This is a genomic window from Delftia sp. PX-1 (genome assembly GCF_055797465.1).
Map to the genome: position 1 here is coordinate 1,597,535 of NZ_CP184763.1, position 25,267 is coordinate 1,622,801.

A 25,267-nucleotide genomic window follows, 5' to 3' on the forward strand; every position below is an offset into this window, starting at 1 on the left:
TACAATCGATCGCTGATGAGCCAAGTCACCCGCTGTCCTGCCTGTGGAACCCGCTTCAAAGTGGTGGCCGACCAGCTGCGAATTTCGCAGGGGTGGGTGCGCTGCGGCGTCTGCCATGAAGTGTTCGATGCCTCCGAGGATCTGCAGCCCCTGCCGGCCACGCCTGCGCATGCCGCCGGCAATCCCGTGGCGGGCGGGGCATCGCTCGATGGGCCGGAATTCGAGGACGATGACATCCGCGAATTCCGGGAGTCCATGTGGCTGCCGACGGCGCCCGTGGGGCTGCCGGGGCGGGGTGCTCCGGCACCGGCTGCAGCCACGGCAACTGCTGCAAGCACGGCGCCTGCTGCCAGGGTCGAGCCTTCGCCTGCCGTGCCGCCTGCCGAAGCTGCGGCTCCGCAGGCGCCCGCGTCCACGTCCACGGCACCGCCTGCGCAGACCCCTTCGGCTTTTGCCGCCGACGATCCGGGCCGCGAGCTGCCTGGCGCGTCGCTGGTGGACGAGATCCTGGCGGCGTCCGTGGCTGCACCAGCGGCGCAGCCCCAGCCTGACGCGCGGCATGGGCCGGCGGTGGCGTCCCCGCCCGGCCTGGAGCCCGAAACCCAGCCTGAACCCCAGCCCGAGCCTGAACACAAGCCTGTTTCCGCGCCATCGCCGCACAAGGTGGATGGTGCCGTGCCGTCCCAGAAAGCCGATGCGCCTTCGCTGTCCGTCCCGACGGGCCTGGTCCGTGAATCGGAGCGGCAGGCGCAGGTATCCGTGCCTTCGCCGGAGTTCTCCCGCTGGCCCGACAGCGACGGCGAGGGTGGCAGCGACGACCAGCCTGCGCTGGCCGAGGCCGAGCCCGGCTTTGTGCGTCAGGCGCGGCGCAAGGCCTTCTGGCGCCGGCCTGCCGTACGCGTGGCCCTTGTGCTGGGCTGCCTGCTGGGCGCGGGCGCTTTGGCAGGCCAGGTGATGTGGGGCCAGCGCGATGCGCTGGCCGTGCAGCATCCTTCGCTGGCGCCCACGCTGCAGACCCTGTGCGCCATGGCGGGCTGCGAGCTGCAGCCGCGCCGACAGATCGGCGATGTGGTGATCGGCAGTTCGGGTTTTCGGCAGCTGCCGCGCAACGGCCAGTACCAATGGAGCCTGAGCCTGGAGAACCGCTCGGACTTCGCCGTGGCCATGCCGGCGGTCGAGCTCACGCTCACCGATGCGCAGGACAAGCTGCTGCTGCGGCGCGTGATCCGGCTCGACCAGTTCGGTGCCCCCGCGCAGATCGAGGGCCATGGCGAATGGAGCGTGACCGCCCCGGTCGAAGTGCAGGGCCTGGAGTCCGCCGTTGCCGGTTACCGCGCCCTGGTTTTTTATCCCTGATTCCCCTGACTCTTCAAGAAAGCCGAGACACACCATGGCCGCTCTCATCTGCGGATCGCTTGCGTTCGACAACATCATGACCTTCGACGGAAGGTTTGCCGACCAGATCCTGCCTGACCAGTTGCACATCCTCAATGTGTCCTTCCTGGTGCCCACGCTGCGCCGCGATTTCGGCGGGTGCGCGGGCAACATCGCCTATGCGCTGAGGCTGCTGGGGGGCGATGCCTGGCCCATGGCCATGGTGGGCAGTGACGGTGCCGACTATGTGCAGCGTCTGCAGGAGCTGGGCGTGCACACGGCGCACATCGGCCAGTTGCAGGACACGCACACGGCCCAGTGCATGATCATGACCGACCGCGACAACAACCAGATCACGGCCTTCCACCCGGGCGCCATGATGCAGGCCCACGGCAACCGCATCACGCCCGAACTCAGGGAGCAGGTGCGCGTGGGCATCATCGCTCCCGATGGCCGCGAGGCCATGATCGAGCATGCCCAGCAGTTCAAGGCTGCAGGCATTCCCTTCGTCTTCGATCCGGGCCAGGGCCTGCCCATGTTCGACGGGCAGGATCTGCGCCGCTTCATCGAGCAGGCCGACTGGGTGGCCGTGAACGACTATGAAGCCCGCATGCTCAGCGAGCGCACGGGCTGGAGCCTGGAGCAGATTTCAGGGCAGGTGCAGGGCCTGGTGGTGACGCTGGGCGCGCAAGGCTGCGAGGTCTGGGTGCAAGGCACCAAGACCCCGGTGGCGCCTGTGCAGCCCGCTGCCGTGGTCGACCCCACGGGCTGTGGCGACGCGTGGCGTGGCGCCCTGCTGTTCGGCCTGGAGCGTGGCTGGGATCTGGTGCGTTGTGCAGAACTGGGCAACCGCCTGGGTGCGCTCAAGATTGCCAGCCGCGGCCCGCAGAACTACGTGCTGGACTTCGCCAAGCCCTGAGGCGGTGATCGCCGGGTGGCGGTACAGCCGCCATCGTCGCAATGAAAAAAGCCCGACTCGAAAGAGCCGGGCTTTTTGCTTTGAGACCGGAGAAGTCTCAGGGCTTGCTGCCTGTGGGGAAGGGCCATGCGGCTTGGGGTGCCAGGCGGGTTTGCGCGATGGGCGCGGGTGCGGCAGCGGGAGCTGCAGGCGCGGCAGCGGCGGGAGCTGCTGCGGCCTTCTTGGGAGCAGCGGCCTTCTTCGGCGCTGCAGCCTTCTTGGCGGGAGCGGCAGGAGCTGCTGCAGCCTTGGCGGGTGCTGCTGCGGGCTTGGCAGCCGGTGCAGCGGCGGGCTTCTTGGCCGCAGGAGCTGCAGCCTTCTTGGCGGCAGGAGCAGCAGCCTTCTTGGCAGGCGCGGCAGCCTTCTTTGCAGCAGGAGCAGCAGCCTTCTTGGCGGGCGCTGCGGCCTTCTTGGCAGCAGGTGCAGCAGCCTTCTTGGCAGGAGCTGCGGCCTTCTTTGCAGCAGGCGCAGCAGCCTTCTTGGCGGGAGCTGCGGCCTTCTTTGCAGCAGGAGCAGCAGCCTTCTTGGCAGGAGCGGCGGCCTTCTTTGCAGCAGGCGCAGCAGCCTTCTTGGCGGGAGCGGCGGCCTTCTTGGCAGCAGGAGCAGCAGCCTTCTTGGCGGGAGCAGCGGCCTTCTTTGCAGCAGGAGCAGCAGCCTTCTTTGCAGCAGGAGCAGCAGCCTTCTTGGCGGGAGCAGCGGCCTTCTTTGCAGCAGGAGCAGCAGCCTTCTTGGCAGGAGCGGCGGCCTTCTTGGCAGCAGGAGCTGCAGCCTTCTTGGCGGGAGCAGCGGCCTTCTTCGCAGCAGGCGCAGCAGCCTTCTTGGCAGCAGGAGCAGCAGCCTTCTTGGCGGGAGCGGCAGCCTTCTTTGCAGCAGGAGCCGCAGCCTTCTTGGCGGGCGCTGCCTTGGCAGTGGCCGTGGCTTTCTTCACGGCTTCAGCCTTGGGGGCGGCCGCCTTTTTGGCGGTGGTCTTCTTGTCGGTGGGGGCCTTGGTAGAGGCCGTCTTCTTCGCAGTTGCCATCATCTTCTCCTTCGTTGATTTGCACAAAACACTTCGGGGTACGGGGCTCCGAAGCGATTCAATGCGATGTGGAGTGACGCATCGCAATGAACACGGAGACGCCCCACGCCGCAACACCATCGGTATTGCAAAAGCGTGAAGCGCGTCATGGTTCGCATTGTGCCTGCAGAGAAGCGATTAATCCCAGGAAAGTGCGCCTCCGGTTTGATACTCGATGACGCGTGTCTCAAAGAAGTTACGTTCCTTCTTCAAATCGATCATCTCGCTCATCCAGGGGAACGGGTTTTCCTCGTTCGGGAACAGGGCCTCCAGGCCGATCTGCGTGGCGCGGCGGTTGGCGATGTAGCGCAGGTAGCCCTTGAACATCGATGCGTTCATGCCCAGCACGCCGCGCGGCATGGTGTCTTCTGCGTAGCGGTATTCCAGCTCGACGGCCTTGACGAAAAGCGCCGTGATTTCTTCCTTGAATTCGGGTGTCCACAGCTGCGGATTTTCGAGCTTGAGCTGGTTGATCAGGTCGATGCCGAAGTTGCAGTGCATGGACTCGTCGCGCAGGATGTATTGGTACTGCTCGGCAGCGCCGGTCATCTTGTTCTGACGGCCCAGGGCCAGGATCTGCGTGAAGCCCACGTAGAAGAACAGGCCCTCCATCAGGCAGGCGAAAACGATGAGCGACTTCAGCAGCGTCTGGTCGGTCTCGAAGGTGCCGGTCTTGAAGCTGGGGTCCATGATCGCCTCGATGAAGGGGATCAGGAATTCGTCCTTGTCGCGGATGGAGGGAACCTCGAGATAGGCGTTGAAGATCTCGCCTTCATCCAGGCCCAGCGACTCCACGATGTACTGGTAGGCGTGGGTGTGGATGGCTTCCTCGAAGGCCTGGCGCAGCAGGAACTGGCGGCACTCGGGTGCGGTGATGTGGCGGTAGGTGCCCAGCACGATGTTGTTGGCAGCCAGCGAGTCGGCCGTCACGAAGAAGCCCAGGTTGCGCTTGACGATGCGGCGCTCGTCCTCGGTCAGGCCGTTGGGGTCCTTCCACAGGGCGATGTCGCGGTTCATGTTCACTTCCTGCGGCATCCAGTGGTTGGCGCAGGTGGCCAGGTACTTTTCCCAGGCCCACTTGTACTTGAAGGGCACCAGCTGGTTGACGTCGGTCTTGGCGTTGATGATTCGCTTGTCGGCGGCGTTGACGCGCTGGTGTGTGCCGGTGGCGGGGGCAGCTCCTGCGCCGGTCGGCGTGTTCGAGAGGGTGGCGTCGTCGTCAAAGGTCAGCATTGCAATTTTCTCCGGCATGCCCTGAGGCATATGTTCAGTTCATTCGGTGCGAAAGAGGCCTCTCTTTCTGCTCCGGTCAATGTAGGACCATGGGTGGCCTGGCATGTTGAGCAGGCCCAAGGTCCATGGCGAAGATCCTGCGCATGGCGCTGGCTGGCGGGCAGGGCGCGGGGCCTGCGCCGTGGCGAGGCCCCGCGCTGCGCGGCTTACTGGCAGGCTTCGCAGCCGGGATCGTCGATGGCGCAGAACTTGATGTCCGTCGCCGGGGCCTGGGCGCGTGCGGCGGCTGCCGCGGCTTCCAGGGCGCTGGAGGTGCTCACGGCAGCGGGCTGGGCGGCAGCCGTGGGCACTGCGTTGAGCACGCGGCTTTGCACCGTGGACTTCTCGATGTTGGTGGCGCTGGTGGTGCGCAGGTAGTAGGTGGTCTTCAGGCCACGCAGCCAGGCCAGCTTGTAGGTGTCGTCCAGCTTCTTGCCCGAGGCGCCGGCCATGTAGATGTTCAGGCTCTGGGCCTGGTCGATCCACTTCTGGCGGCGTGCAGCGGCCTCGACCAGCCAGGTGGGCTCGACCTCGAAGGCGGTGGCGTACAGGTTCTTGACGTCCTGGGGCACGCGGTCGATGGGGCGCAGCGAGCCGTCGAAATGCTTGAGGTCCATGACCATCACGTCGTCCCACAGGCCCAGGCGCTTCAGGTCGCGCACCAGGTACTGGTTGATGACGGTGAACTCGCCGGACAGGTTGGACTTGACCGACAGGTTGCCGAACGAAGGCTCGATGGAGGCATCGACGCCGACGATGTTGGAGATGGTCGCCGTGGGCGCGATGGCCACGCAGTTGGAGTTGCGCATGCCGTGCTGGCCGATCTTGGCGCGCAGCGCATCCCAGTCCAGGCGCGAGGAACGGTCCACTTCCACGTAGCCGCCGCGGGCCTTCTCCAGCAGGTTCAGCGTGTCCAGCGGCAGGATGCCCTGGTCCCACAGCGAGCCCTTGTAGCTGGAGTACTGGCCGCGTTCCCTGGCCAGTTCGGTGGAGGCCCAGTAGGCGTAGTAGCAGATGGCTTCCATCGACTGGTCGGCGAACTCGACGGCCGCGTCGCTGGCGTAGGCGATGCGCATTTCATAGAGCGCATCCTGGAAGCCCATCAGGCCCAGGCCCACGGGGCGATGGCGCAGGTTGGAGTCCTTGGCCTTCTGCACGGCGTAGTAGTTGATGTCGATCACGTTGTCCAGCATGCGCATGGCCGTGGTGATGGTCTTGCGCAGCTTGCCGTGGTCGATGGCGCCGTTGGTGATGTGGCGCGCCAGGTTGACCGAGCCCAGGTTGCAGACGGCGGTCTCGGTGTCGCTGGTGTTCAGCGTGATCTCGGTGCACAGGTTGGACGAGTGCACCACGCCGGCGTGCTGCTGGGGCGAGCGCACGTTGCAGGGGTCCTTGAAGGTGACCCAGGGGTGGCCGGTCTCGAACAGCATGGACAGCATCTTGCGCCACAGGTCCACGGCCGGGATGCGCTTGAACAGCTTGAGTTCGCCGGTGTCGGCCTTGGTTTCGTAGGCCGTGTAGGCGCGCTCGAAGGCTGCGCCGAAGAGGTCGTGCAGGTCGCCGACATCGGAGGGCGAGAACAGGGTCCACTGGCCCTTTTCCATGACGCGCTTCATGAACAGGTCGGGAATCCAGTTCGCCGTGTTCATGTCGTGCGTGCGGCGGCGGTCGTCGCCCGTGTTCTTGCGCAGCTCGAGGAATTCCTCGATGTCCAGGTGCCAGGTCTCCAGGTACGTGCAGACGGCGCCCTTGCGCTTGCCGCCCTGGTTCACGGCCACGGCCGTGTCGTTGACCACCTTGAGGAAGGGCACCACGCCCTGCGACTCGCCGTTCGTGCCCTTGATGCGCGAACCCAGGGCGCGCACGCGCGTCCAGTCGTTGCCCAGGCCACCGGCGAACTTGGACAGCAGGGCGTTTTCCTTGATCGACTCATAGATGCCGTCCAGATCGTCGGGCACCGTGGTCAGGTAGCACGAAGACAGCTGCGAGCGCAGCGTGCCGCTGTTGAACAGCGTGGGCGTGCTGCTCATGAAGTCGAAGGAAGACAGCAGTTCGTAGAACTCGATGGCGCGCGCGTTGCGGTCCTCTTCCTGCAGCGCCAGGCCCATGGCCACGCGCATGAAGAAGGACTGGGGCAGCTCGATGCGCGTCTTGCGCACGTGCAGGAAGTAGCGGTCATACAGGGTCTGCAGGCCCAGGTAGTCGAACTGCTGGTCGCGTTCGGCCTTGAGGGCGGCAGCCAGGCGGGGCAGGTCGTAGTTCAGCAGCTCGGGGTTGAGCAGCTCGTTGTCCACGCCCTTCTGGATGAAGCCGGGGAAGTAGGCGGCGTAGGCCGACTGGATGTCGGCAGGCTGCACGTCATGGCCCATGACCTCGCGCACGATGGTGTGCAGCAGCAGGCGGGCGGTGACGTAGGTGTAGTCGGGGTCCTTTTCGATCAGCGTGCGCGCGGCCAGGATGGAGGCCTTGAAGACTTCTTCGATCGGCACGCCGTCGTACAGGTTGCGCAGCGTCTCGGCAACGATGGGCGCGGCCTGGATGTCGGCATTGAGGTTGCGGCAGGAGGCCTCGATCAGGGCCAGCAGGCGGGCCTGGTCCAGAGGAACGCGCTGGCCGTTGTCGGTCACATGCAGCACGGGGGCGGGCGCGGCCGCAGCGGCGGCAGCGGCCTCGGCGGCCTTCTTCTGCTCGGCACGCTCCTGGTTGCGGCGGTCGCGGTACAGCACGTAGGCGCGCGCCACGTCGTGGTGGCCGCCGCGCATCAGGCCCAGCTCGACCTGGTCCTGCACGTCTTCAATATGGAAGGTGCCGCCGCCCGGACGCGAGCGCAGCAGGGCGCGCACCACGGCCTGGGTGAGCTCGTCCACGGTCTCGCGCACGCTGGCGGAGGCAGCGCCCTGGGCGCCGCGCACGGCCAGGAAGGCCTTGGTCAGCGCGACGGCGATCTTTTGCGGGGTGAAGGGCACCACGTCGCCGCTGCGGCGGATGATCTGGTAGCCGTCCTGCACGGACAGGTGATGGGCGGAGGAAGGATTGGCAGCATCACCGTGCGCAGCGGGAGCCAAAGAATTCAGTGCTTCTTGCATGAGTTTCCTCAACGGGTGTTTGTGGATAGAACGGACGCGGACCTGCACTGGGGGCAGGCTTGCTGGGATATGGAATCGATGGCCGGATGTGCACACCGTTTTCACAGGGTGTGCACAGCTTGTGAACACTAGATATGGTGTCCGGCGTGCTCTCAGGCACTACCTGTAGTGTATCGCCGTCTCATGTACACGGGGTACTCACGGCCGGAAAACCGCTGTTTGCGCTGCGCCAAAACAGTGCCCAGCATGCAAGCCCATAGCAGCAGATCACCGCTGCGCGGTGGCTGGCGGGCGATGGCCTGTCGCAAGCCGCTACAGCCTTGCCGCTGCGCCGGTCGGACCGCCGAAAGCCCCATGAACAGTGGGGCTGCGACACATGCGTGAATTTGTAAAAAAAGATCAGGCCGGCCCGGCGTGCGCCTGCGCGCCACATGGGTTGCTTTCTGGATTGACAGCGCACTTTTCCTGGGCCTGTGGACAAGCCGGCCTGCGTGCAAGGCCTGGCGCAGTCCGGCAGGAGGGTGTGTGCTTACGTGGAGGGCTGGCCGGCGCGGGGCGGCAGCTGCCAGTTCGCCGTGGCCTGGTGACGGGACAGCAGCCCGCGCAGCCGGGGCCAGTCGAAGCCGGGGCCGGGATCGCGTTTGCGGCCGGGCGCAATGTGCTCATGGCCTGCGAGATGGGCGACGGGGTAGCGTGCGGCGATGGCTTCGCACAGGTTCTCCAGGGCCGCATATTGCGCCGGCTCGAACGGCAGTCCCTCCAGGCCCTCCAGCTCTATGCCGATGGAGTCGTCGTTGCAGCGGTCCTTGCCGCGCCAGCTGGAGGCGCCCGCATGCCAGGCGCGCGCGTCACAGTCCACAAATTGCCAGACCTCGCCCAGGCGCGTGACGAAGAAATGGGCCGACACCTCCAGGCCGCGTATGCCCTGGTAGTAAGGATGGGCGTCCCAGTCGAGCTGGTTGGTGAACAGTTGCTGGACCGCCCCCGTGCCGTACTCGCCGGGGGGCAGGCTGATGGAGTGCACGACGACCAGATCGACCAGGGCCTGGGCCGGGCGCTCGCCGAAGTTGGGCGAGGGCAGGTGGCGTGCCTGTTGCAGCCAGCCGCCTTGCCAGGTCCAGGCCGGGCCCATGGTCGTGGTGGCTGGTGCCTGCGGATCAGGCTTCGCCATGGCCGCCTCCGTCCGCCTCGGCGCTGGCGTCGCCAGGCAGGGCGATGTTCAGCCGGTCGATGCGGTAGCGGATCTGGCGCAGGCTCAGCCCCAGGCGTGCGGCCGTGGCCGTGCGGTTGAAGCCGTTTTCCTGCAGCGCCTGCACCAGGATGCCGCGCTCGCGCTCGTCCAGCCAGGCCTGCAGGTCGCGGGGCAGCTCCATGTCGGCAGGCTCCGGCGGCGGTGCGGCGCCGTCGTGCGCCTGGGTCTGCGCCGATGCGGGTGGAGCCGGCGGAGTGCCGCAGGGCAGCTGCATCTCGGGGTCTATGCGCAGCGGCCCTTCCTCGCCCAGCGTGATGGCGCGGTGCAGCAGGTTCTCCAGTTCACGCACATTGCCGGGCAGGGGCAGGCGGGCGATCTGCTCCAGGGAACGCTCGTCGATCTCGGGCATGGGCAGGCCCGACTCCTGCGACAGCCGTGCCAGCAATGCACGGCACAGCGCGGGCAGGTCTTCGCGGCGCTCGCGCAGCGGCGGAAGAAGTACTTCGATGACGTTGAGGCGGTAGTACAGGTCCTGGCGAAAACGTCCTGCCTGCACGTCGGCGGCCAGGTCGCGGTGGGTGGCGCTGACGATGCGCACGTCGGCCGCTTCCTCCTGCGCCGAGCCCAGGGGGCGCACGCGGCGTTCCTGGATGGCGCGCAGCAGCTTGGCCTGCATGGGCAGCGGCAGGTCGCCGATTTCGTCGAGGAACAGGGTGCCGCCGCGTGCCGCCTGGAAATAGCCGTCGCGGTCCTGGGTGGCTCCGGTATAGGAGCCCTTGCGGGCGCCGAAGAACTCGGCCTCCAGCAGGTTTTCGGGGATGGCGCCGCAGTTCACGGCCACCATGGGGCCGTGGGCGCGCTGGCTGCAGGCGTGCAGGGCGCGCGCCACCAGTTCCTTGCCCGTGCCCGACTCGCCGTGCACCAGCACCGGCGCCATGCCGCGCGCCACCTTGGCAATGCGCTGCTTGACGGCCTGCATGGCGGGCGACTCCCCAACCATGGCGTCGAGCGCCCCGCCGCCGCTGAGCACGGGGCTTGCAGCCGACGCCGCCGAGGGGCTGCGCGCCGGCATCACGCCGGGGGGCGGCACGCCGCCCACGCCCTGGGCGGCCGAGGCCACGACCAGGCGGAACTGCTTGAGGTCCACGGGCTTGGTCAGATAGTCGAAGGCGCCCGAGCGCAGGGCTTCGACGGCATTTTCGGCCGAACCGTAGGCGGTCATGACCACGCAGCGTTCTCGCCGCTGCTGGTTGCGCAGGTCCTGCAGCAGCTCCATTCCCATGCCGTCGGGCAGGCGCATGTCGGTGATGACCACGTCGAAGCGCTGGGTCTGCAGCTGTTCGCGCGCCTCGCCCACGCTGGCGGCGGTTTCCACGCGGTAGCCTTCGCGCAGCAGGGTCAGTTCATAGAGGGTGCGCAGATCCGGCTCGTCGTCCACGACAAGAATCGATGCGGCAGCGGGCAGGGAGTTCAAGGGCATCACACCACAATCTGGTCAAACAGGGAGGCCGGCAGAGCCGATGCGGCGCCGGCGCGGAACACGATGCTGAAGGCATTGCCCTCGACAGGGCCGTGCGGCGCGGGCCGCGACAGCCGCTGGTAGCTGATGCCTGCATCGTAGCGCTGGCACAGCTCGCGGCAGATGTACAGGCCCAGGCCGCTGGAGCGGCTTTCCGACGAGAAGAAGGGCTCGAACAGATGGCGCTGCACCGTGGGCTCCAGTGCGGCGCCGTCGCTCCAGACCTGCAGCCAGATCTGGCCTGCGGCCGGCGCGCCGGTCAGCACCTGCAGCGTATGCGGCTGCTGGGCGTTGCTGCGGTAGCGCTGGGCGTTGTCCAGCAGGTTCACCAGGATGCGGCGCAGGTGCTCGCCGTCGAACACCACGGTCCTTGCGCGCGCGTCCAGCAGCAGCTGGATGCTGCGCGCAGGCTGGCCCTGGGCCTGCCACTCCTGGCAGGCCTGGGCCACATGCTGGTCCAGGTCCAGCAGGCCGGCGTGGGCCTCGCCAATGTGCTGCTGGGCCCGCGCGATGTTGAGCACGTCCTCGACGGTGCGCGCCAGCCGCTCGGCGTTCTGGCCCACGATGCGGCACAGCTGCTGCTGGGCCGGGTTCTGCGCCAGATCTTCTGCCAGCAGGGCGTTGGCCTGGGTGATGGCAGCCAGCGGATTGCGGATCTCATGGGCCACGGCGGCGGACATGCGGCCCATGGAGGCCAGCTTTTCCGTGCGCAGCCGCGCCTCCAATTCGCGCAGGTCGTGCAGAAAGACCACGCACAGCTGCTGCAGCAGCGCGGGCTCGGCGGCATCGGTGGCGTCGGACGGGGTGGCGACCTCGGTCAGCCAGGTGCGCAGATGCAGTCCCGTCATGCCTTCCTGGCCGATGGACTGCAGATGGATGGCGGCCGATATCGGCAGGTTCTGGGCAAAGCTCTGGGCCACGGCATCCTGCAGCCGCTGCCAGCCGGCGTGCTCCTTGAGGGCGAAGGGCAGGGCATGCGCGTCGGCCAGTCCCAGCAGGTGCAGCGCGGCCGGGTTGGCCTGCTGCACGCGGAATTGGGGATCAACCACCAGCACGCCTTCGCCCAGGTGGCGGATCACCAGGGCATTGACCTGCTCCTGGGCCTGGGCCTTGCGGCTGCTGTGCTGTGCCAGGTGCCGCTCGCGCCGCACGCGGCGCGCCAGCTCGTGCGTCAGATAGGCCACGGCGAAATAGCCTGCGCAGGCAAAGCTGGCCTGGTAGTAGGCCTGGGTATTTTCTATGCGGCCCGCCAGGTCCTGCCATGCGACCCAGCCCAGGGTCAGCAGCGTGACGCTGGCCGTGGTGGCCAGCGCCAGCGTCAGATTGCCCAGCACGGCCGAAATCAGGATGGGGATGGCCAGCAGGGCCGAGTAGTTGAGCGGGCCTGTCTGCAACACCTGCAGCAGGCAGATGGCCGCGATGTCCACGCCGATCACGGGCAGCCAGTGCACGCCGGCGCGGGCAGAGGGCGGCTGCTCGCGTGCGGTCAGCCGCACCAGCAGCGTCAGCCCCAGGTAGCCCAGGCAGACCAGCCAGACCAGGGGATTGCCGCCGGGCTGCACGCTGAGCAGCGCCAGCTGCAGCAGCAGCAGCGCGGTGGCGATGAGAACGCGGCCCGTCAGAAATCCCTGCCACAGCCGGACGAAGGGGGCGTTGGCGTCGTGCGGCGACTGCGCCGTGGCCTCGTCGATGGTGGGCGGCGGGGAGCGGGCGGCGTCCTGCATGCTCAGCGCCGTTGCGCCAGGGCCCGGTGCTCGGCGCTGCAATAGCTGCTGCCTGCGGCCTCGATGGCTTCGCTGCGCGGCAGGTGCAGTCCGCAGTGCGCGCATTCGACCATGTCCTGCGGTGCCGCCAGCGGCGCGTTGGCCGGGTCGGCCGGGTTGCGAGGCGCAGCCGCCTGGCGCCACTCACGGGCCTCGGTGCGGCGCTGGCCGCGCCAGACGCCGACGGCAATGACGATGACGATCAGGACCAGCAGGTACTTCATGCGGCGCGCTCCAGCAGCACTTCCATTACGAAGCGTGATCCCGCATAGGCCAGCAGCAGCAGCGCGGCGCCTGCGTAGAGCACGCGCACGGCGCTGCGGCCACGCCAGCCAAAGCGCGCACGGCCGATCAGCAGCACGGCAAAGGTCAGCCACGACAGCAGCGAGAACACCGACTTGTGGTTCCAGACCCAGGCCTTGCCGTAGAGCTGTTCGCCGAACAGCCAGCCTGCGGCCAGCGTGGCCGTGAGCAGCACAAAGCCTGCGGACACGAAGCGGAAGGTCAGGCGCTCCAGCGTGAGAAGGGGCAGGCCGCTGTCATGCCCGCCGCCGCCCAGCCGCATGTGCTGCTCGGCGCGTGTCATCAGCGAGGCATGGACCACGGCGGCGGCGAACAGTCCGTAGGAGGCAATGCCCAGCGCCAGGTGCAGCGGCAGCCAGGGCGAGGCGTTGACATGCAGGGGCGTTCCCGGAAACAGCGCGGCCAGGAGCACGGCGGCCGTGCCCAGCGCTGACAGCGCCAATTGCGCGCGCATCTTGGGGAACAACTGCTGTTCGACCCCATAGACGGTGAGCACCAGCCAGGCCGTCATGGACAGTGCTGGCGCGAACCCGAAGTGCGGCTGTTCCCCGAGCAGGCCCCAGGCCAGGGCCAGGGCGTGGAGCACCCAGGCCAGGCGCAATGCGGCGCGGGCGCCGGCATGGCTGATGCGTCGGGCACCGGCGGCCGGCACGGCATAGGCCACGGCTGCGGCAAGCGCCAGCATCCAGCCCAGGGGCGATGCGTTGGCGGAAATCAGGGGGACGGAGAGCATCTTTCTATGATAGCTGTGGCTTTCCTGCCGCCGGTTGTGCAGGCTCAGAATCAGGGCGCCGTGCCGTGGTTCGGAGCGCATTTTCTTCAGGGCTCGATGGCTGCCTCGATGCGATTGCGCCCCAGGGCCTTGGCCTGGTAGAGCAGGCCGTCCACCTTCTGCAGCCAGGTTTCCAAAGGCGCGGCAGACGGCTGCCGCACGGTGAGTACGCCGCAACTGACGGTGAGCAGCGGCGCCGTGGGAGAGGCGGCGTGGGCGATGGACAGGCGCAGCACTTCCTGGCGGAAATTCTCGGCCATGACCTGGGCGTCGCTTTCGCCGGGGAGGATGAGCGCGAATTCCTCGCCGCCAAAGCGCGCTGCCAGGTCGTAGGGCCGGCGCGCATGGCGCTGCAGCGTGGCGGCCACTGCCTTGAGCGCCTCGTCCCCCTGCACATGGCCATAGCAGTCGTTGTATTGCTTGAAGTGGTCTATATCAATGAGGGCCAGGCCCACGGACTCGCCCGTGCGCAGGCTGCGGCGGTGGGAGCGCTCCAGCATGTCGTCGAAGTGGCGGCGGTTGGCCAGCCCTGTCAGCCCGTCCACCATGGCCAGGCGCTCCAGGGCCTGGCGCTGCAGGGCCAGGCGTATCTGGTTGCGCACGCGCACCTCGACCACGGCGGGACGTATGGGCTTGGAGACATAGTCGGCCGCGCCCAGGCGCAGGCCGTATTCCTCGGCCTGGGCATTGCTCTGGCCGGTGATGAAGATGACGGCGATATGGGCGGTGCGCTCCTGGGCGCGCAACGCACCCAGCACCTCGTAGCCGTTCATGCCGGGCATGGCCAGGTCCAGCAGGATCAGCTGCAGCCGGTGGGCTTCGCGCTGGGCGATCACCAGCGCACCCGGGCCGTCCTTGGCCAGCAGCACACGGTAGTGGGGGCTCAGCAGCTCGGCCAGCATGCTGCGGTTCAGCCGTTCGTCGTCAACGATGAGGACCGTGGGCAGTTCCGGCCCGGTCAAGGCTTCAAACATCTGCAGCTCCCTGTAGAACCGTCCGGTTCACGGCCATGCTCCGCGCCAGCTGTTCGAGCGCCTGCAGCGCCGCCTCGGTTTCCAGGGACTCGGTGCAGCGCTGGATGCGCTGCAGCACGGACGCATGGCGCCCGTCGACCAGGGGCCGCAGCCGATCCAGTTCGGCCATGGCGGCATAGTCGCTGTCGGCAATCTGCAGCCGCAGCCGAGCCAGGGTGGACGAGACTTCTTCCGCGGTCATCGGCTGCCGCTGCGGGGGGGGCGCGGCAGTGGTCACGGCGGTCACGGCGGCCGCGGACGCCACGGCCACTACGGCCGTCTGCCCGGACCGCCGGGCGATTTCCGCCAGCAGGCCCTGCAGTCCATCGGCCAGCGCCTGGACCAGGGATTGCAGATCGCCGCCGGGCCGGGCGTTGCCGCCATTGCCGTCGCCTGACAGGCAGGCTTGCGCACCGGTCTCGGCCATGGCCGACCATTGCTCCAGCAGGTCCGCGCCCAGGTAGCCCAGACTGCCCTTGAAGGTGTGCACCAGCGTTGCCACGGTGTCCCAATGGCCGCTGCGCACGGCATCGCGCAGCCGTTGCGGCGCATCGGCAAAGTCCTGGGCAAAGCCTTCGATGGCGTGGAGCATGCGCGGCGATTGGCCGGCAAGGCGTTGCCGCAGCCGTGCCGGATCCCAGGCCTGGGCAGGGCTTGACGGCGTCGGCTGCAAGGGCGCGGCCGGCGCAAGCGCTGCCGTTGGAGGAGGGCCCGCGCGCAGGCAGCGCTGCAGTGTCTCGTACAGCAGCACATCGTCAACGGGTTTGGTCAGGTGGGCATTCATGCCTGCGGCCTCGATCCGGGCGCGCTCCTCGACATAGGCCTGCGCAGTCAGCGCGATCACCGGAAGATGCCGCAGCGCGCTGCGCGTGCGGATGGTGCGCGTGACACTGAGGCCGTCCATGCCGGGCATGTGCACGTCCATGAGCACGGCATCGAAAGGCTGGGTGTCCAGCAGCTGCAGCGCCTGCAGACCGTCCTGCGCAGTCTGTACCGATATGCCGGCCTGCTCCAGCAGCTCGGTGGCCACCTCGCGGTTGAGTACGTTGTCATCCACCACCAGCACCCTGCGCCCAGGCAGGCCCGGGTAGCGCTGCTGTGGCGAGGGGCCGGCCGCCGGGCTTTCCGGCGGGGGCGATTCGGGGTCCCGCAGTGCCTCCCGGATGCACGAGCGCAGTGCCGATGCGGTCAAGGGCTTGATCAGCAGGCCCCGCGGGCCCAACTGCGCGGCCTGCAGCTGCACTTCGTCGCGCCCGAAGGCCGTGACCATGAGCGCAGCCGGGGTCTTGGCCAGGTCCTGCTGCTCGCGCATGCGGCGTGCCAGGTCCAGCCCGTCCATGCCGGGCATGCGCCAGTCCAGCAGGGCCAGGCCGTAGGGGGATTCCTGGCGTGCGGCCTCTTGCAGCATGTGCAGCGCCTGCATGCCGTCCGCCGCCGTATCGCAGCGCATGCCCAGTTTGCGCACCATGGCGGCCAGGGCCTCGCGCGCGCTGGCGTTGTCATCGACGATGAGAACGCCGGTGCTGCCCAGGTTGTCGTGGCCGTCCAGCGGCGCATCCGTGGCAGGCCGGACCTTGGCCGTGAAGCGGAAGTTGCTGCCCTGGCCTGGCTGGCTGCAGACGCTGATCTCGCCGCCCATGAGCTGCACCAGCCTGTGGCAGATGGCCAGGCCCAGGCCGGTGCCGCCGTGGCGGCGCGTGGTCTGGATGTCGGCCTGGGTGAAGGGCTGGAACAGCCGTTCGGCCCGCGATGCATCCAGGCCTATGCCGGTGTCGCGCACGTTCACGCACAGGTGGTGCAGGGGCGCTGCCGTGGCGTGCGCGCCGGCCTCCACCGGCGCGCACGCCAGCGGCGGCTCCAGATGCAGGGAGATCACCACCTCGCCATGCTCGGTGAACTTGATGGCATTGCCGACCAGGTTGGTCAGCACCTGGCCCAGGCGCAGCGGGTCGCCGCGCAACCGGGGCGGCAGGTGCGGGTCCAGCGCATAGACCACTTCCAGCCCCTTTTCCTCTGCGCGCAGCGCCGTGGAGGCCGAGACGGTCTCCAGCACATCGTCAAGGGCGAAATCCACTTCCTCCAGCGCCAGCATGCCCGCCTCTATCTTGGAAAAGTCGAGGACGTCGTTGATCACGGCCAGCAGGGCGCTGGCCGAGCGCTCCACCTTCTCCAGGTAGCCGCGCTGTCGTGATGTCAGCGCGGTCTGCTGAACCAGGCGCGTCATGCCGATGACGGTGTTCATGGGGGTGCGGATTTCGTGGCTCATGATGGCCAGGAAATCCGACTTGGCCCGTTCGGCCGCTTCTGCGGCCTCCTTGGCCTGCTGCAGCGCCTGCTCGGCCTCGCGCTCGCGGGTGATGTCCAGCATGATGCCGTCCCAGACCATGCCCTCGTGGCTGCTCCGGGGGGCCGATCGGCAGCGCAGCCAGCGGACCTCACCATCGGGCCTGATCACGCGAAAGCGGCAGTCGAAGACCCGCAGCGTATCGACCGAGCACTGCAGCATCTGCTGGTAGTGCGGCAGGTCCTCGGGATGGATGGCATTCAGGTAGGCCTGACGGTCGGCCATGATGGCGTGGGCCGGCACGCCGATCAGGTTCTCTATGCCGGCACTGATGTAGCTGAGCCGCAGTTGCGCCAGGCCGCCTTCCAGGCGGTAGATGGCGCCGCTGGGCAGGTTGTCGGCCAGGGCTTCGAGGCGCATGCGTGCGTCCTCGCGTTCGGACAGGTCCTGCAGCGTGCCGCTGAGCGCGACGATGCGGCCTTGCTCGTCGCGCAGGGCGCGGCCCATGAGGCGGGCCGCGAACCTCCGTCCGTCCGGGCAGTGGTGCACGACATCGAGGCTGTAGGACTGGCCGGTGCCGATGCACAGCTGCACGGCAGCGGTGAGCCGGGCAAGATCCTGCGGTCCGAGCATGGCGCGCAGGGCATGGCGCGTCAGCGGCGGACCCTGGGGGTCCAGGCCGTTCATCACATACATCATCTCCGAGGCCTGGAAGTGCTCGGTGTCCAGCTCCCATGTCCAGCTGCCCAGGCGCGCCAGCTGTTCGGCCTGGCGCAGCACGTCGTAGCTTTTTTGCAGCTGGGACTCGGTCTGGCGCATGAGGGTGATGTCGCGCGCAATGCCCAGCACGCCCACGGTCCGGCCCTCGTCATTGCGGTAAGGAATTTTGGTGGACTGGAAGAGGCGGCGCTGCCCGTTGACCAGCAAATGATCCTCCGACACCACGGGGGCGTCGCTGTCCAGCACCCGGCGGTCGCTGTGGGTGAAGCTGCTGTCGGGGAACAGTTCCTGGTCGGTCTTGCCCACGATGTCTTCGGGCGTGCGCCCGGAAAAGCGCGCGGCGGCGGGGTTGACGAAGGTGTAGCGGCCCTGCCGGTCCTTGGCGAAGACCAGGTCGGGCGTTTCGTGCATCACGGCCTCCAGCAGGCGCGTCGAATCCTGCCACGGCCCGGTGCTTTTTCGCAGGAGCGGCGCCAGCTGCGCATCGGGCTGGCCTGTCGGCTCGTCCTGGCCGGTGCGCTCGCTGAGCTCGTGCCAGGTGGTGAAGAAAAGCCGCCTGCCCGACAGCGACTGGCAATAGATATGGAGTTCGGCGGGGAAGCTGGTGCCGTCGCGGCGGATCAGTCGGCCGCAGAGATGGGCCTGGCTGTCCACGGCCATGTCCTGCCAGGGACCGCGCCGAAGTCCGTCCGCGTCGGGCCACACGTCCATGATGCCCAGCCCCAGCATGGCGGCCTTGTGATGGCCCAGGCTGGCGCAGGCATGGGCATTGGCATCGAGCAGGCAGCCCTGCTCGTCAAACAGAAGAAAACCGTCGGGCACACGGTCCAGGAACTGGCCATACGGCGTATCGGGCATGAAGACTCCTAGGCGGTAGCAAGCCGGCACTGCACAGGGCGATAGCCATAATCTATGGAAACAGTGTGGATGTTACTGCCGGCCGGTGCCCGCTGCGCGGCAGGGAAGGCCGGTACTTACCCCTGCAGGGGCAGCGGGTAGAATCGTCGGGATCTGCAGGGTCCGTGCCGCGACCCGGCCCCGCCTGGCCCCATTCGGCAACCTGGCCCCGGCTGGCTCGCTGCAGCACACCTTTTCCTTTCCGACGACTCCAGTTCCTCCCCGCTTATGGCCTCCGCTCTGACCGACAAACTTTCGCGACTCGTCAAGGAGATGCGCGGCCAGGCCCGCATCACCGAATCCAACGTACAGGACATGCTGCGCGAAGTGCGCATGGCCCTGCTCGAGGCCGACGTGGCCCTGCCCGTGGTGCGCGACTTCGTTGCGCGCGTCAAGGAAAAGGCGCTGGGCCAGGAGGTGCTGGGCTCCCTGCAGCCCGGCCAGCTGCTGGTGTCCATCGTCAACAAGGAACTGGCCGCCACCATGGGCGAGGGCGTGGCCGACATCAATCTCAACGCCCAGCCGCCTGCCGTCATCCTCATGGCCGGCCTGCAGGGCGCCGGCAAGACCACGACCACGGCCAAGCTGGCCAAGCACTTGATTGAAAAGCGCAAGAAAAAGGTGCTGACCGTGTCGGGCGACGTGTACCGCCCGGCCGCCATCGAGCAGCTCAAGACCGTGACAGGCCAGGCTGGCGCCGAGTGGTTCCCCTCCACGCCAGACCAGAAGCCCCACGACATTGCCGTGGCCGCGCTGGACTACGCCAAGCGCCACTTCTTTGACGTGCTGCTGGTCGATACGGCCGGCCGCCTGGCCATCGACGAGCTGCTGATGGCCGAGATCAAGGATCTGCACGCCACGCTCAAGCCGGTCGAGACCCTGTTCGTCGTCGATGCCATGCAGGGCCAGGATGCGATCAACACGGCCAAGGCCTTCAAGGAGGCCCTGCCCCTGACCGGCATCGTGCTCACCAAGCTCGATGGTGACTCGCGCGGCGGCGCGGCGCTGTCGGTGCGCCAGATCACGGGCGCGCCCATCAAGTTCGCCGGCGTGTCCGAGAAGATCGACGGCCTGGAAGTCTTCGACGCCGACCGCCACGCGCAGCGCGTGCTGGGCATGGGCGACATCGTGGCCCTGGTCGAGCAGGTCACCAAGGGCGTGGACATGGAGGCCGCGCAGAAGCTGGCCGAGAAGGTCAAGAGCGGTGACGGCTTCGACCTCAACGACTTCCTGGCCCAGATCCAGCAGATGAAGCAGATGGGCGGCCTGTCCAACCTCATGGACAAGCTGCCGGCACAGCTCACCGCCAAGGCCGGCCAGGTGGACATGGACAAGGCCGAGCGCGAGATCCGCCGCAAGGAAGGCATCATCTGCTCCATGACTGCCAAGGAGCGCAAGAAGCCCGAGATCATCAAGGCCACGCGCAAGAAGCGCATTGCCGACGGCGCGGGCGTGCAGGTCCAGGAAGTCAACCGCCTGCTCAAGGAGTTCGAGCAGATGCAGGAGATGATGAAGAAGATGAAGGGCGGCGGCCTCATGAAGATGATGAAGCGCATGGGCGGCATGAAGGCCATGAAGGGAATGATGGGCGGTGGCGGCGGCATGCCCAAGCTGCCGTTCTGAGCGGGCCGGGCCCCGCCGATGGACAGTCAAGCCGCAGCACAGCCTGCGGCTTTTCTTTGGCCGCTGCGGGGCTTTGTGAGAACATGCGGCGCCATGAAGGCTGGCGTTTCGACTTCCCTTGCGGCTTCCCGCGTGACTGCATCGCGGCTGTCTCGCCGTGACTGGGGCCTGCTGGCGGCGGCTGCGCTGCTGGCCGGCTGCTCGTCTGCTCCCCGCAAGGGCGCGGGTCCCGGGCCTGCTCCTTCGCCGCAGGCCCTGAACCTGGATGGCGAGTTGCGCGAGGCCCTGCTGGCGCGCACCATGCTCGTGGTCAACACGCCGTATACCTACGGCGGCAATTCGCCCGACGGCGGTTTCGACTGCAGCGGCCTGATCCAGTGGGCCGTGGGCGGCATTACCGAAAGCCGCCTGCCGCGCACCACGGCCCAGTGGGCGCAGTTCAGCAATCCCGTGGGCAGCCGCAGCCTGCAGCGCGGCGACTTCGTGTTCTTCAATACCCTGGGTGCGCGCTACTCGCACATGGGCATCTTTGTGGGCAACGGCCAGTTCGTGCATGCGCCGTCCAGCGGCGGCACGGTGCAGCGCGTGCGCATGGACAACCCCTATTTCGCCAGGCGCTTCACCGAGGCGCGCAGCATCTTCGCCTGAGCGCCTGCCAGGCAAGACGCCGGGCTTGGCGCCGGCTCTTGAATCGATGGTCCAATGAGAGCTCCATAGAAATCCAGGGTTTCGGAATGGATAACAAGCTCGAATTCGCACAGCGCCTGCGCCAGGCCATCGAGGCTGCGGGTCTGGAGCCGCGGCCCAGCGTGCTGCTGAATCTGTTCAATTCCAGTTACTGGGGTCGGCCGATTTCGTTCCAGGCGGTTGCGCGCTGGCTCAACGGCGAGGCCGTGCCCGAGCAGGACAAGCTGGTGCTGCTGGCCGAGCTGCTCAGGATCGAGCCCGAAGTGCTGCGCTTTGGCGACCCTGCCCAGCGGTCACTGCCGCCTCAGCACGAATGCCAGGAACCGGGCGTGGGCTATCTTGAACGCGAAACCTTCGACGCCTTTCTGAGGCTGCCCGCGCCGCAACGCCAGGTGGTGCGGGAGGTGATCCTGACCTTCGCCAAGGTGCACGGCGAAGGCTGAGGGCCGGGCCACTTGGCAGCCGTCACCGCACCGCCTGCGGCTGCCAGGGCATGGCATGCCAGGGATGGCGCGGATCGGCCACCCATTGCTGCACCTCCTCGGGCGTCACGCTGCGGCCCAGCACGTCGGCCCGGCCACGGGCCAGCCATTGGCTGCGGCCCCGCGCATAGGCTTGGCCGAAGGCCTGCCAGCTGTCAAAGCAATCCCGCGCGCGGCATGCGTTCAGGTGAAGGATCTGCTGGTGCAGGGCCTCGTCCAGCCAGCCCAGCAGCCAAGCACATCGCACGTGGAAGGCCACGCGCGCGCAGGCAAAGGCCATGGCGGCATGGGGATCGTCGCCGGCCTGCAGGCGCTGCAGGTCCAGCGTGAACCAGCGCTGGCGCAGGCCGTCGGGCAACTGGCGTGCGATCTGGGCATCGTCCAGGTCGGTGCGCAGGCCAAGGTGGTGCAGCACCATGGGGCGCAGCTGGGTGGTCAGGGCGTCGTCGGCACCATGGAGCTGCCGGTCTGCAAAGCCGCCCTGGATGGCGTGAAAGGCCATGGGATGGGCCAGGGCCAGGGCCCAGTCCAGCGCCGCATCGCCGCTGCGGTAGCTGCTGAAGTCGCCGCGCTGGCGCGCCGCACGCCTGCGGCGCAGGCCGGCGCGCACTGCCCACCAGACCAATGCAGACAGCACAACAAGAGTGAAGGCGGTCATCGCGGATTTCCTGTCCTGCCCGGCGATCCTGCCCGGCGCCGCGCCAGCTCCAGCGACTGCTGCAGGGCCGCGCTGCGCGGCATGCGCTCGAAGGCGGGCACGGGCACGGTGTCGCGGCGTGCCGCGACCAGCCATTGCATCAGGGGCGACCGGATATCCAGCTGCTCCAGCAGCGCCGGGTGGGACTGCAGCAGCCACAGCTGCTCGGCCTCGGTGTGCAGCTCGCCGGCCGCGCACCAGGCGCCGGTGTGGCCCGAGGCCAGCAGATGCGCCGGACGGCGCACGATGCCCATGGCCAGGGCATCCGCTGGCGCCTCGCCATCGGCATCGAGGTGGTTGAGCAGGGCCAGCACGTCGGCCAGGTAGCGCGCAATCGGCGGGCGGTTCTGCTTGCCCTTGATCTGGTCGATGCGCAGCCGCCCGCCGTCAAGCACCTGGGCGCTGACGGTGATGCGCGGCTGGGCCGTGCCCGTGCGGTAGCTGAACAGGCGCAGCCGGCCCTGCTCGCAGGCTTCGGCGTAGTGCTCGCCGTAGCCGCCGCGCAGTGCGCCGCGCTCGCTGAACTGGCCCAGGCAGTGGCGCATCATCTGGCTTTCATAGGCCATTTCGGCGCGCAGGTCCGGGCTTTGGGCATCGAATTCGACGAAGACACCCAGCTGGCCACGCAGCAGCGGGCGCACGGCGCCGGGTCGGTGCTCGGCCCAGCCGCTTTCGCTTTTTCTGGCGAAGGCCAGGTGCTCCAGCGTCCAGCGCGCCAGGGCCTGCGGGCAGTTGATGCGCTGCAGCTTGCCCTCAAGCGCCGTGCCGCGCCGGGTGGACAGGAACTCCAGCAGCCGGCTTTCCAGCGCCAGCAGCGGGGCGCTGTCAGGCTCCACCCACCACAGCGGTGCGCTGGCGCCGGCCGCAGGGCTTTCATGTGGCGGTGGCTGGCGGGCCGCATGCGCGCGCAGGCGCTCCAGCGCCCAGGCGGCAGGCTCGGTGCGCCTGTGCAGGCGCAGCAGTTCGGCCTGCGTGGAGATGGGCTGAACGGCCGGCGGATCGGCGTCGAGGTTGCCGATCACGTGGCGGTAGAAGTGGTTGGCCAGCCAGGCCGCGATCTCCTGACTGTCGCCGCGCGCCGCGCTGCGCTCACGTATGCGCTGCTTGATGTCCGGCGCATTGACCACGTCGCGCGGGCGGTAGGCGCTGGCTGCCGTGGCGGCTCCCGGGTTCACCACAGCTTCCACCAGGGCTTGCTGTCCGAGTGCAGCTTGAGGCAGCGCTGGAGGCCGTCTCTGGCCATCTTGTGCTCGGCCTCGCTGTCATCGGGGGTGAGCTTGGCGATGGCCTCGCGGTGCAGGGCCACGGCCTGATCGATGGGGCCGCAGCTTTCCATGGCGCAGGCCAGGCGGCGCAGCGTGTAGCACTCGCCCAGGGCGCGCACTTCGGGCAGCAGGGCCTCCAGGCGGGGGCGCACCACGTCGCCATGGCTTTCGGAGAAGAAGTCGAGCAGGGACATCAGGGCCGCCAGGTAGTCGCGCCGCTGTTCGCGCTGCTCGTCTGCGTCCAGTTCCTCGAACCACTGGTCCAGGCGTTCCAGCCAGATGCCGATCTCGCCCGCGCGGCCGAGCTGGTAGAGCGCCAGCGCCACGCTGGGGAAGTAGTCGGTGGGGCAGTGGCGGCTGTAGCCGTAGTCCTGGGTGAAGTGCCACAGCTGCTCGGCCGCCGTGACGATGCCGGGTCGGTCATCACGGCGGATGGCACACCACAGCAGGCCGTCATGGTGCTCGGCGAAGGGGCTGCTGGACAGTCCCTTGTGGTGCAGGGCTGCAGCCTCTTCATAGCGCTGCTGCGAGCGGTACTTGATGGCAAGGTTGTTGCAGAGCATGGAGTAGACGTGCAGGTGCGCGTCCTTGTACCTGCCCTGGCCGCTGGCCCAGAAGGCTTCGAAGCGGGCCAGGCCCTCTTCGTAGTAGCGCTGCACCAGCGGCTCGCGCACCTCGTCGTCCGGCACCTGACGGCCTTCGCCCATGAGGGCGGCCAGGTCGTCCTCGTCGTCCAGGGTCACGCCCGCTGCATAGCACCAGTGGGCGCCATGGCCCTGCGCAAAGGGGCGCTGCAGCGCCTGTGCGGCCGGCAGCGCGGCGAAGCGCGCGGCCCAGAGCATGGGCAGCAGCTCGGAGTTGGCGTGCCGGGGCTGCTCGCCCACGCCGCGCTCGAGCAGCGGCAGGGCCTGTTCCCATTGGTGGTTCCTGGCCAGGCGCCAGCCGTCGATCATGTCCAGCAGCGGATGGCCGGGCGCCTGGGCACGCGCCAGGGCCAGGTAGTCGTCGGCGCTGCGCGCAGCAGCCGGGCTGTCTTCCAGGATCTCCTGCATGTCGGAATCCAGTCCCGCCCAGGCCAGGATCAGCGCCCAGGCGGGGGCGTGGGCGGTGTCGCTGTCCACCATGCGCAGTGCCAGCTCATAGCCCTGGCGGGCCGATCCGGGGCGGCTGTGCAGCACGCTCTCCAGCGCCAGGTCCGCCGCATCGGCCAGGCGGCCCGCCTCTTGCAGCCATTGCAGGACCAGGCCGCTGAAGGCGTCGTCGGAGTCGTCCACCAGGCCGAAGCGGCCCAGCTCGGCCAGCTGCAGCGCGGCCTCTGGCTGGCCCATGGCATGGCAGGCCATGGCCTGCAGCCGTGCCTCATGGACCTTGCGGTGCGCGCGCACCGCCTGCGATGCGGCGGGGCTTTCCGTGCGGGCCAGGTGCTGCTGCGCCGCCATCAGCACGGCCGGAACGCTTTGCGGGGCCAGCGGCAGCACTTCGCGCGCAAGGTGCAGCCAGTCGTCGAAGTCCACGTTCTGGTCGGCGTCTGCCAGGGCCAACTGCGCCGTGGCGGCCTGCACATGGCGCACGGTGGCCGGCACGTCGCCGCGCAGGCGGGCCAGCTCGGCCTTGCGCAGGCTGGCACGCGCGTCGCGGCGCGCGGGGGATGCCTCGCCGTCGGGGTCGCTGCGCTCGTGGTTGCACTGCAGGTCCACGCCTTGCTCGGCCAGTTCCCAGGCCTGGGCCTCGCGGGCCAGGTAGTGCCAGCCATTCCAGTAGCGATAGGGCTCGCCGGTGTGCGGCAGCCGGCCCATGAGATCGGCGGCATGCGCGAGCAGGGCCACGCCGCCTTCGCGGTCAAAGCGCAGCCGGCTCTGGATGTCGCTGAGCGCCAGGCTGGCCGTGGCCAGCAGGTGGTTGTCACCCTGCAGGTGCTGCAGCGTGGCATCGCGGTGCTCGCGCAGCAGGGCGTTGGCGGTCTCGGGCCGTTCCAGGTCGAGCCAGAGATCGTGCAGACGCTCCAGTTCGCTCACCGTGGCCGGCGCGAAGCGCTGCTGCGAGAGCAGCTCCATGACGGCCGCCTGGCGTTCGGCCGGGGCGATGGGGCTGGTTTCATCTTCCTGTTGCAGCAGGTCGTGCGCCTGGTCCATGAAGGCATGCAGGGCTTCGCCCTCAAGGATGGCCTGGGCGTTGGCGGGCTGGGAGGTGTTCATGGAATCGATAGCAAGCAAGCGAAGCTGGAAAAGCCATGCAGGCCGACAGACCTCAGGGCGGCAACCCGCGATGCTAGCGGGCCGGCCCGCGCCAGGCCAGTGTGGCCG

Annotated in this window: 18 protein-coding genes; 5 read left to right on the plus strand and 13 right to left on the minus strand. The window is 68.1% G+C overall.

Features of this window, described 5'->3' with window-relative positions:
* Window positions 1–15 precede the first annotated feature (15 nt).
* Both ACN20X_RS07345 and ACN20X_RS07350 read left to right on the plus strand, forming a co-directional pair.
* Window positions 16–1,356, plus strand: coding sequence for a DUF3426 domain-containing protein (locus ACN20X_RS07345; RefSeq protein WP_473210403.1), 1,341 nt, complete (start codon window positions 16–18; stop codon window positions 1,354–1,356).
* A gap of 34 nt (window positions 1,357–1,390) precedes the next feature.
* Complete coding sequence (locus ACN20X_RS07350) at window positions 1,391–2,293, plus strand: carbohydrate kinase family protein (protein ID WP_016448004.1); 903 nt, start codon at window positions 1,391–1,393, stop codon at window positions 2,291–2,293.
* Between the two features lie 97 nt (window positions 2,294–2,390).
* On the opposite strand, the gene ACN20X_RS07355 is transcribed toward ACN20X_RS07350, so the two are convergent.
* The 10 genes from ACN20X_RS07355 to ACN20X_RS07400 all read right to left on the minus strand — a co-directional run bounded on the left by ACN20X_RS07355 (window position 2,391) and on the right by ACN20X_RS07400 (window position 18,171).
* Complete coding sequence (locus tag ACN20X_RS07355) at window positions 2,391–3,350, minus strand: hypothetical protein (RefSeq protein ID WP_267178914.1); 960 nt, start codon at window positions 3,348–3,350, stop codon at window positions 2,391–2,393.
* Between the two features lie 177 nt (window positions 3,351–3,527).
* The gene (locus ACN20X_RS07360) at window positions 3,528–4,622 is read right to left on the minus strand and encodes a ribonucleotide-diphosphate reductase subunit beta (RefSeq protein WP_016448002.1); all 1,095 of its coding nucleotides are present in this window, start codon (window positions 4,620–4,622) and stop codon (window positions 3,528–3,530) included.
* A 206-nt stretch (window positions 4,623–4,828) separates the two neighbouring features.
* Window positions 4,829–7,747, minus strand: a complete 2,919-nt coding sequence (locus ACN20X_RS07365) for a ribonucleoside-diphosphate reductase subunit alpha (RefSeq protein WP_016448001.1) — start codon at window positions 7,745–7,747, stop codon at window positions 4,829–4,831.
* A 529-nt stretch (window positions 7,748–8,276) separates the two neighbouring features.
* Window positions 8,277–8,918, minus strand: coding sequence for a 1,6-anhydro-N-acetylmuramyl-L-alanine amidase AmpD (gene ampD, locus ACN20X_RS07370; RefSeq protein ID WP_016448000.1), 642 nt, complete (start codon window positions 8,916–8,918; stop codon window positions 8,277–8,279).
* Window positions 8,905–10,419 (minus strand): sigma-54-dependent transcriptional regulator, encoded by a 1,515-nt coding sequence (locus tag ACN20X_RS07375; RefSeq protein WP_016447999.1) that lies wholly within the window; start codon window positions 10,417–10,419, stop codon window positions 8,905–8,907. The genes ampD and ACN20X_RS07375 overlap by 14 nt, the downstream gene beginning before the upstream one ends.
* Window positions 10,419–12,182 (minus strand): sensor histidine kinase, encoded by a 1,764-nt coding sequence (locus ACN20X_RS07380; RefSeq protein WP_473210404.1) that lies wholly within the window; start codon window positions 12,180–12,182, stop codon window positions 10,419–10,421. Before ACN20X_RS07380 ends, ACN20X_RS07375 begins: the two co-directional genes overlap by 1 nt.
* 2 nt (window positions 12,183–12,184) lie before the next feature.
* The gene (locus ACN20X_RS07385; RefSeq protein ID WP_473210405.1) at window positions 12,185–12,445 is read right to left on the minus strand and encodes a PP0621 family protein; all 261 of its coding nucleotides are present in this window, start codon (window positions 12,443–12,445) and stop codon (window positions 12,185–12,187) included.
* A complete protein-coding gene (locus ACN20X_RS07390) occupies window positions 12,442–13,257 on the minus strand; it encodes a cytochrome C assembly family protein (protein WP_017407444.1) in 816 nt (271 codons plus the stop codon). The genes ACN20X_RS07385 and ACN20X_RS07390 overlap by 4 nt, the downstream gene beginning before the upstream one ends.
* 86 nt (window positions 13,258–13,343) lie before the next feature.
* Window positions 13,344–14,270: a GGDEF domain-containing response regulator gene (locus tag ACN20X_RS07395; protein ID WP_016447995.1), complete on the minus strand. Its 927-nt coding sequence runs from the start codon at window positions 14,268–14,270 to the stop codon at window positions 13,344–13,346.
* Window positions 14,263–18,171, minus strand: a complete 3,909-nt coding sequence (locus ACN20X_RS07400) for a response regulator (protein WP_473210406.1) — start codon at window positions 18,169–18,171, stop codon at window positions 14,263–14,265. Before ACN20X_RS07400 ends, ACN20X_RS07395 begins: the two co-directional genes overlap by 8 nt.
* A gap of 267 nt (window positions 18,172–18,438) precedes the next feature.
* Between ACN20X_RS07400 and ffh the strand changes: the two genes are divergently transcribed.
* The 3 genes from ffh to ACN20X_RS07415 all read left to right on the plus strand — a co-directional run bounded on the left by ffh (window position 18,439) and on the right by ACN20X_RS07415 (window position 20,963).
* Window positions 18,439–19,833, plus strand: a complete 1,395-nt coding sequence (gene ffh, locus ACN20X_RS07405) for a signal recognition particle protein (protein ID WP_016447993.1) — start codon at window positions 18,439–18,441, stop codon at window positions 19,831–19,833.
* 93 nt (window positions 19,834–19,926) lie between these two features.
* Window positions 19,927–20,481 (plus strand): C40 family peptidase, encoded by a 555-nt coding sequence (locus tag ACN20X_RS07410; protein WP_133072301.1) that lies wholly within the window; start codon window positions 19,927–19,929, stop codon window positions 20,479–20,481.
* 86 nt (window positions 20,482–20,567) lie between these two features.
* Complete coding sequence (locus ACN20X_RS07415) at window positions 20,568–20,963, plus strand: helix-turn-helix domain-containing protein (protein WP_016447991.1); 396 nt, start codon at window positions 20,568–20,570, stop codon at window positions 20,961–20,963.
* Between the two features lie 22 nt (window positions 20,964–20,985).
* Here the strand turns inward: ACN20X_RS07415 and ACN20X_RS07420 are convergent, their stop codons facing one another.
* From ACN20X_RS07420 to ACN20X_RS07430, 3 genes are read right to left on the minus strand one after another with little or no spacing between them, the layout of a single operon-like run.
* Entirely contained in the window at window positions 20,986–21,660 is a 675-nt protein-coding gene (locus tag ACN20X_RS07420) for a DUF1266 domain-containing protein (RefSeq protein WP_061288083.1), read from the minus strand.
* Window positions 21,657–22,874, minus strand: coding sequence for a hypothetical protein (locus ACN20X_RS07425; RefSeq protein WP_473210407.1), 1,218 nt, complete (start codon window positions 22,872–22,874; stop codon window positions 21,657–21,659). The genes ACN20X_RS07420 and ACN20X_RS07425 overlap by 4 nt, the downstream gene beginning before the upstream one ends.
* Complete coding sequence (locus tag ACN20X_RS07430) at window positions 22,871–25,159, minus strand: hypothetical protein (RefSeq protein WP_473210408.1); 2,289 nt, start codon at window positions 25,157–25,159, stop codon at window positions 22,871–22,873. The genes ACN20X_RS07425 and ACN20X_RS07430 overlap by 4 nt, the downstream gene beginning before the upstream one ends.
* Between the last annotated feature and the right edge of the window lie 108 nt (window positions 25,160–25,267).

Excerpts from the sequence above, each read along its gene's own strand:
- ACN20X_RS07345 (WP_473210403.1), top strand. The coding sequence starts at position 16 with ATGAGCCAAGTCACCCGCTGTCCTGCCTGTGGAACCCGCTTCAAAGTG.
- ACN20X_RS07350 (WP_016448004.1), top strand. The coding sequence starts at position 1,391 with ATGGCCGCTCTCATCTGCGGATCGCTTGCGTTCGACAACATCATGACC.
- ACN20X_RS07355 (WP_267178914.1), bottom strand. The coding sequence starts at position 3,350 with ATGGCAACTGCGAAGAAGACGGCCTCTACCAAGGCCCCCACCGACAAG.
- ACN20X_RS07360 (WP_016448002.1), bottom strand. The coding sequence starts at position 4,622 with ATGCTGACCTTTGACGACGACGCCACCCTCTCGAACACGCCGACCGGC.
- ACN20X_RS07365 (WP_016448001.1), bottom strand. The coding sequence starts at position 7,747 with ATGCAAGAAGCACTGAATTCTTTGGCTCCCGCTGCGCACGGTGATGCT.
- ampD (WP_016448000.1), bottom strand. The coding sequence starts at position 8,918 with ATGGCGAAGCCTGATCCGCAGGCACCAGCCACCACGACCATGGGCCCG.
- ACN20X_RS07375 (WP_016447999.1), bottom strand. The coding sequence starts at position 10,419 with ATGCCCTTGAACTCCCTGCCCGCTGCCGCATCGATTCTTGTCGTGGAC.
- ACN20X_RS07380 (WP_473210404.1), bottom strand. The coding sequence starts at position 12,182 with ATGCAGGACGCCGCCCGCTCCCCGCCGCCCACCATCGACGAGGCCACG.
- ACN20X_RS07385 (WP_473210405.1), bottom strand. The coding sequence starts at position 12,445 with ATGAAGTACCTGCTGGTCCTGATCGTCATCGTCATTGCCGTCGGCGTC.
- ACN20X_RS07390 (WP_017407444.1), bottom strand. The coding sequence starts at position 13,257 with ATGCTCTCCGTCCCCCTGATTTCCGCCAACGCATCGCCCCTGGGCTGG.
- ACN20X_RS07395 (WP_016447995.1), bottom strand. The coding sequence starts at position 14,270 with ATGTTTGAAGCCTTGACCGGGCCGGAACTGCCCACGGTCCTCATCGTT.
- ACN20X_RS07400 (WP_473210406.1), bottom strand. The coding sequence starts at position 18,171 with ATGCCCGATACGCCGTATGGCCAGTTCCTGGACCGTGTGCCCGACGGT.
- ffh (WP_016447993.1), top strand. The coding sequence starts at position 18,439 with ATGGCCTCCGCTCTGACCGACAAACTTTCGCGACTCGTCAAGGAGATG.
- ACN20X_RS07410 (WP_133072301.1), top strand. The coding sequence starts at position 19,927 with ATGAAGGCTGGCGTTTCGACTTCCCTTGCGGCTTCCCGCGTGACTGCA.
- ACN20X_RS07415 (WP_016447991.1), top strand. The coding sequence starts at position 20,568 with ATGGATAACAAGCTCGAATTCGCACAGCGCCTGCGCCAGGCCATCGAG.
- ACN20X_RS07420 (WP_061288083.1), bottom strand. The coding sequence starts at position 21,660 with ATGACCGCCTTCACTCTTGTTGTGCTGTCTGCATTGGTCTGGTGGGCA.
- ACN20X_RS07430 (WP_473210408.1), bottom strand. The coding sequence starts at position 25,159 with ATGAACACCTCCCAGCCCGCCAACGCCCAGGCCATCCTTGAGGGCGAA.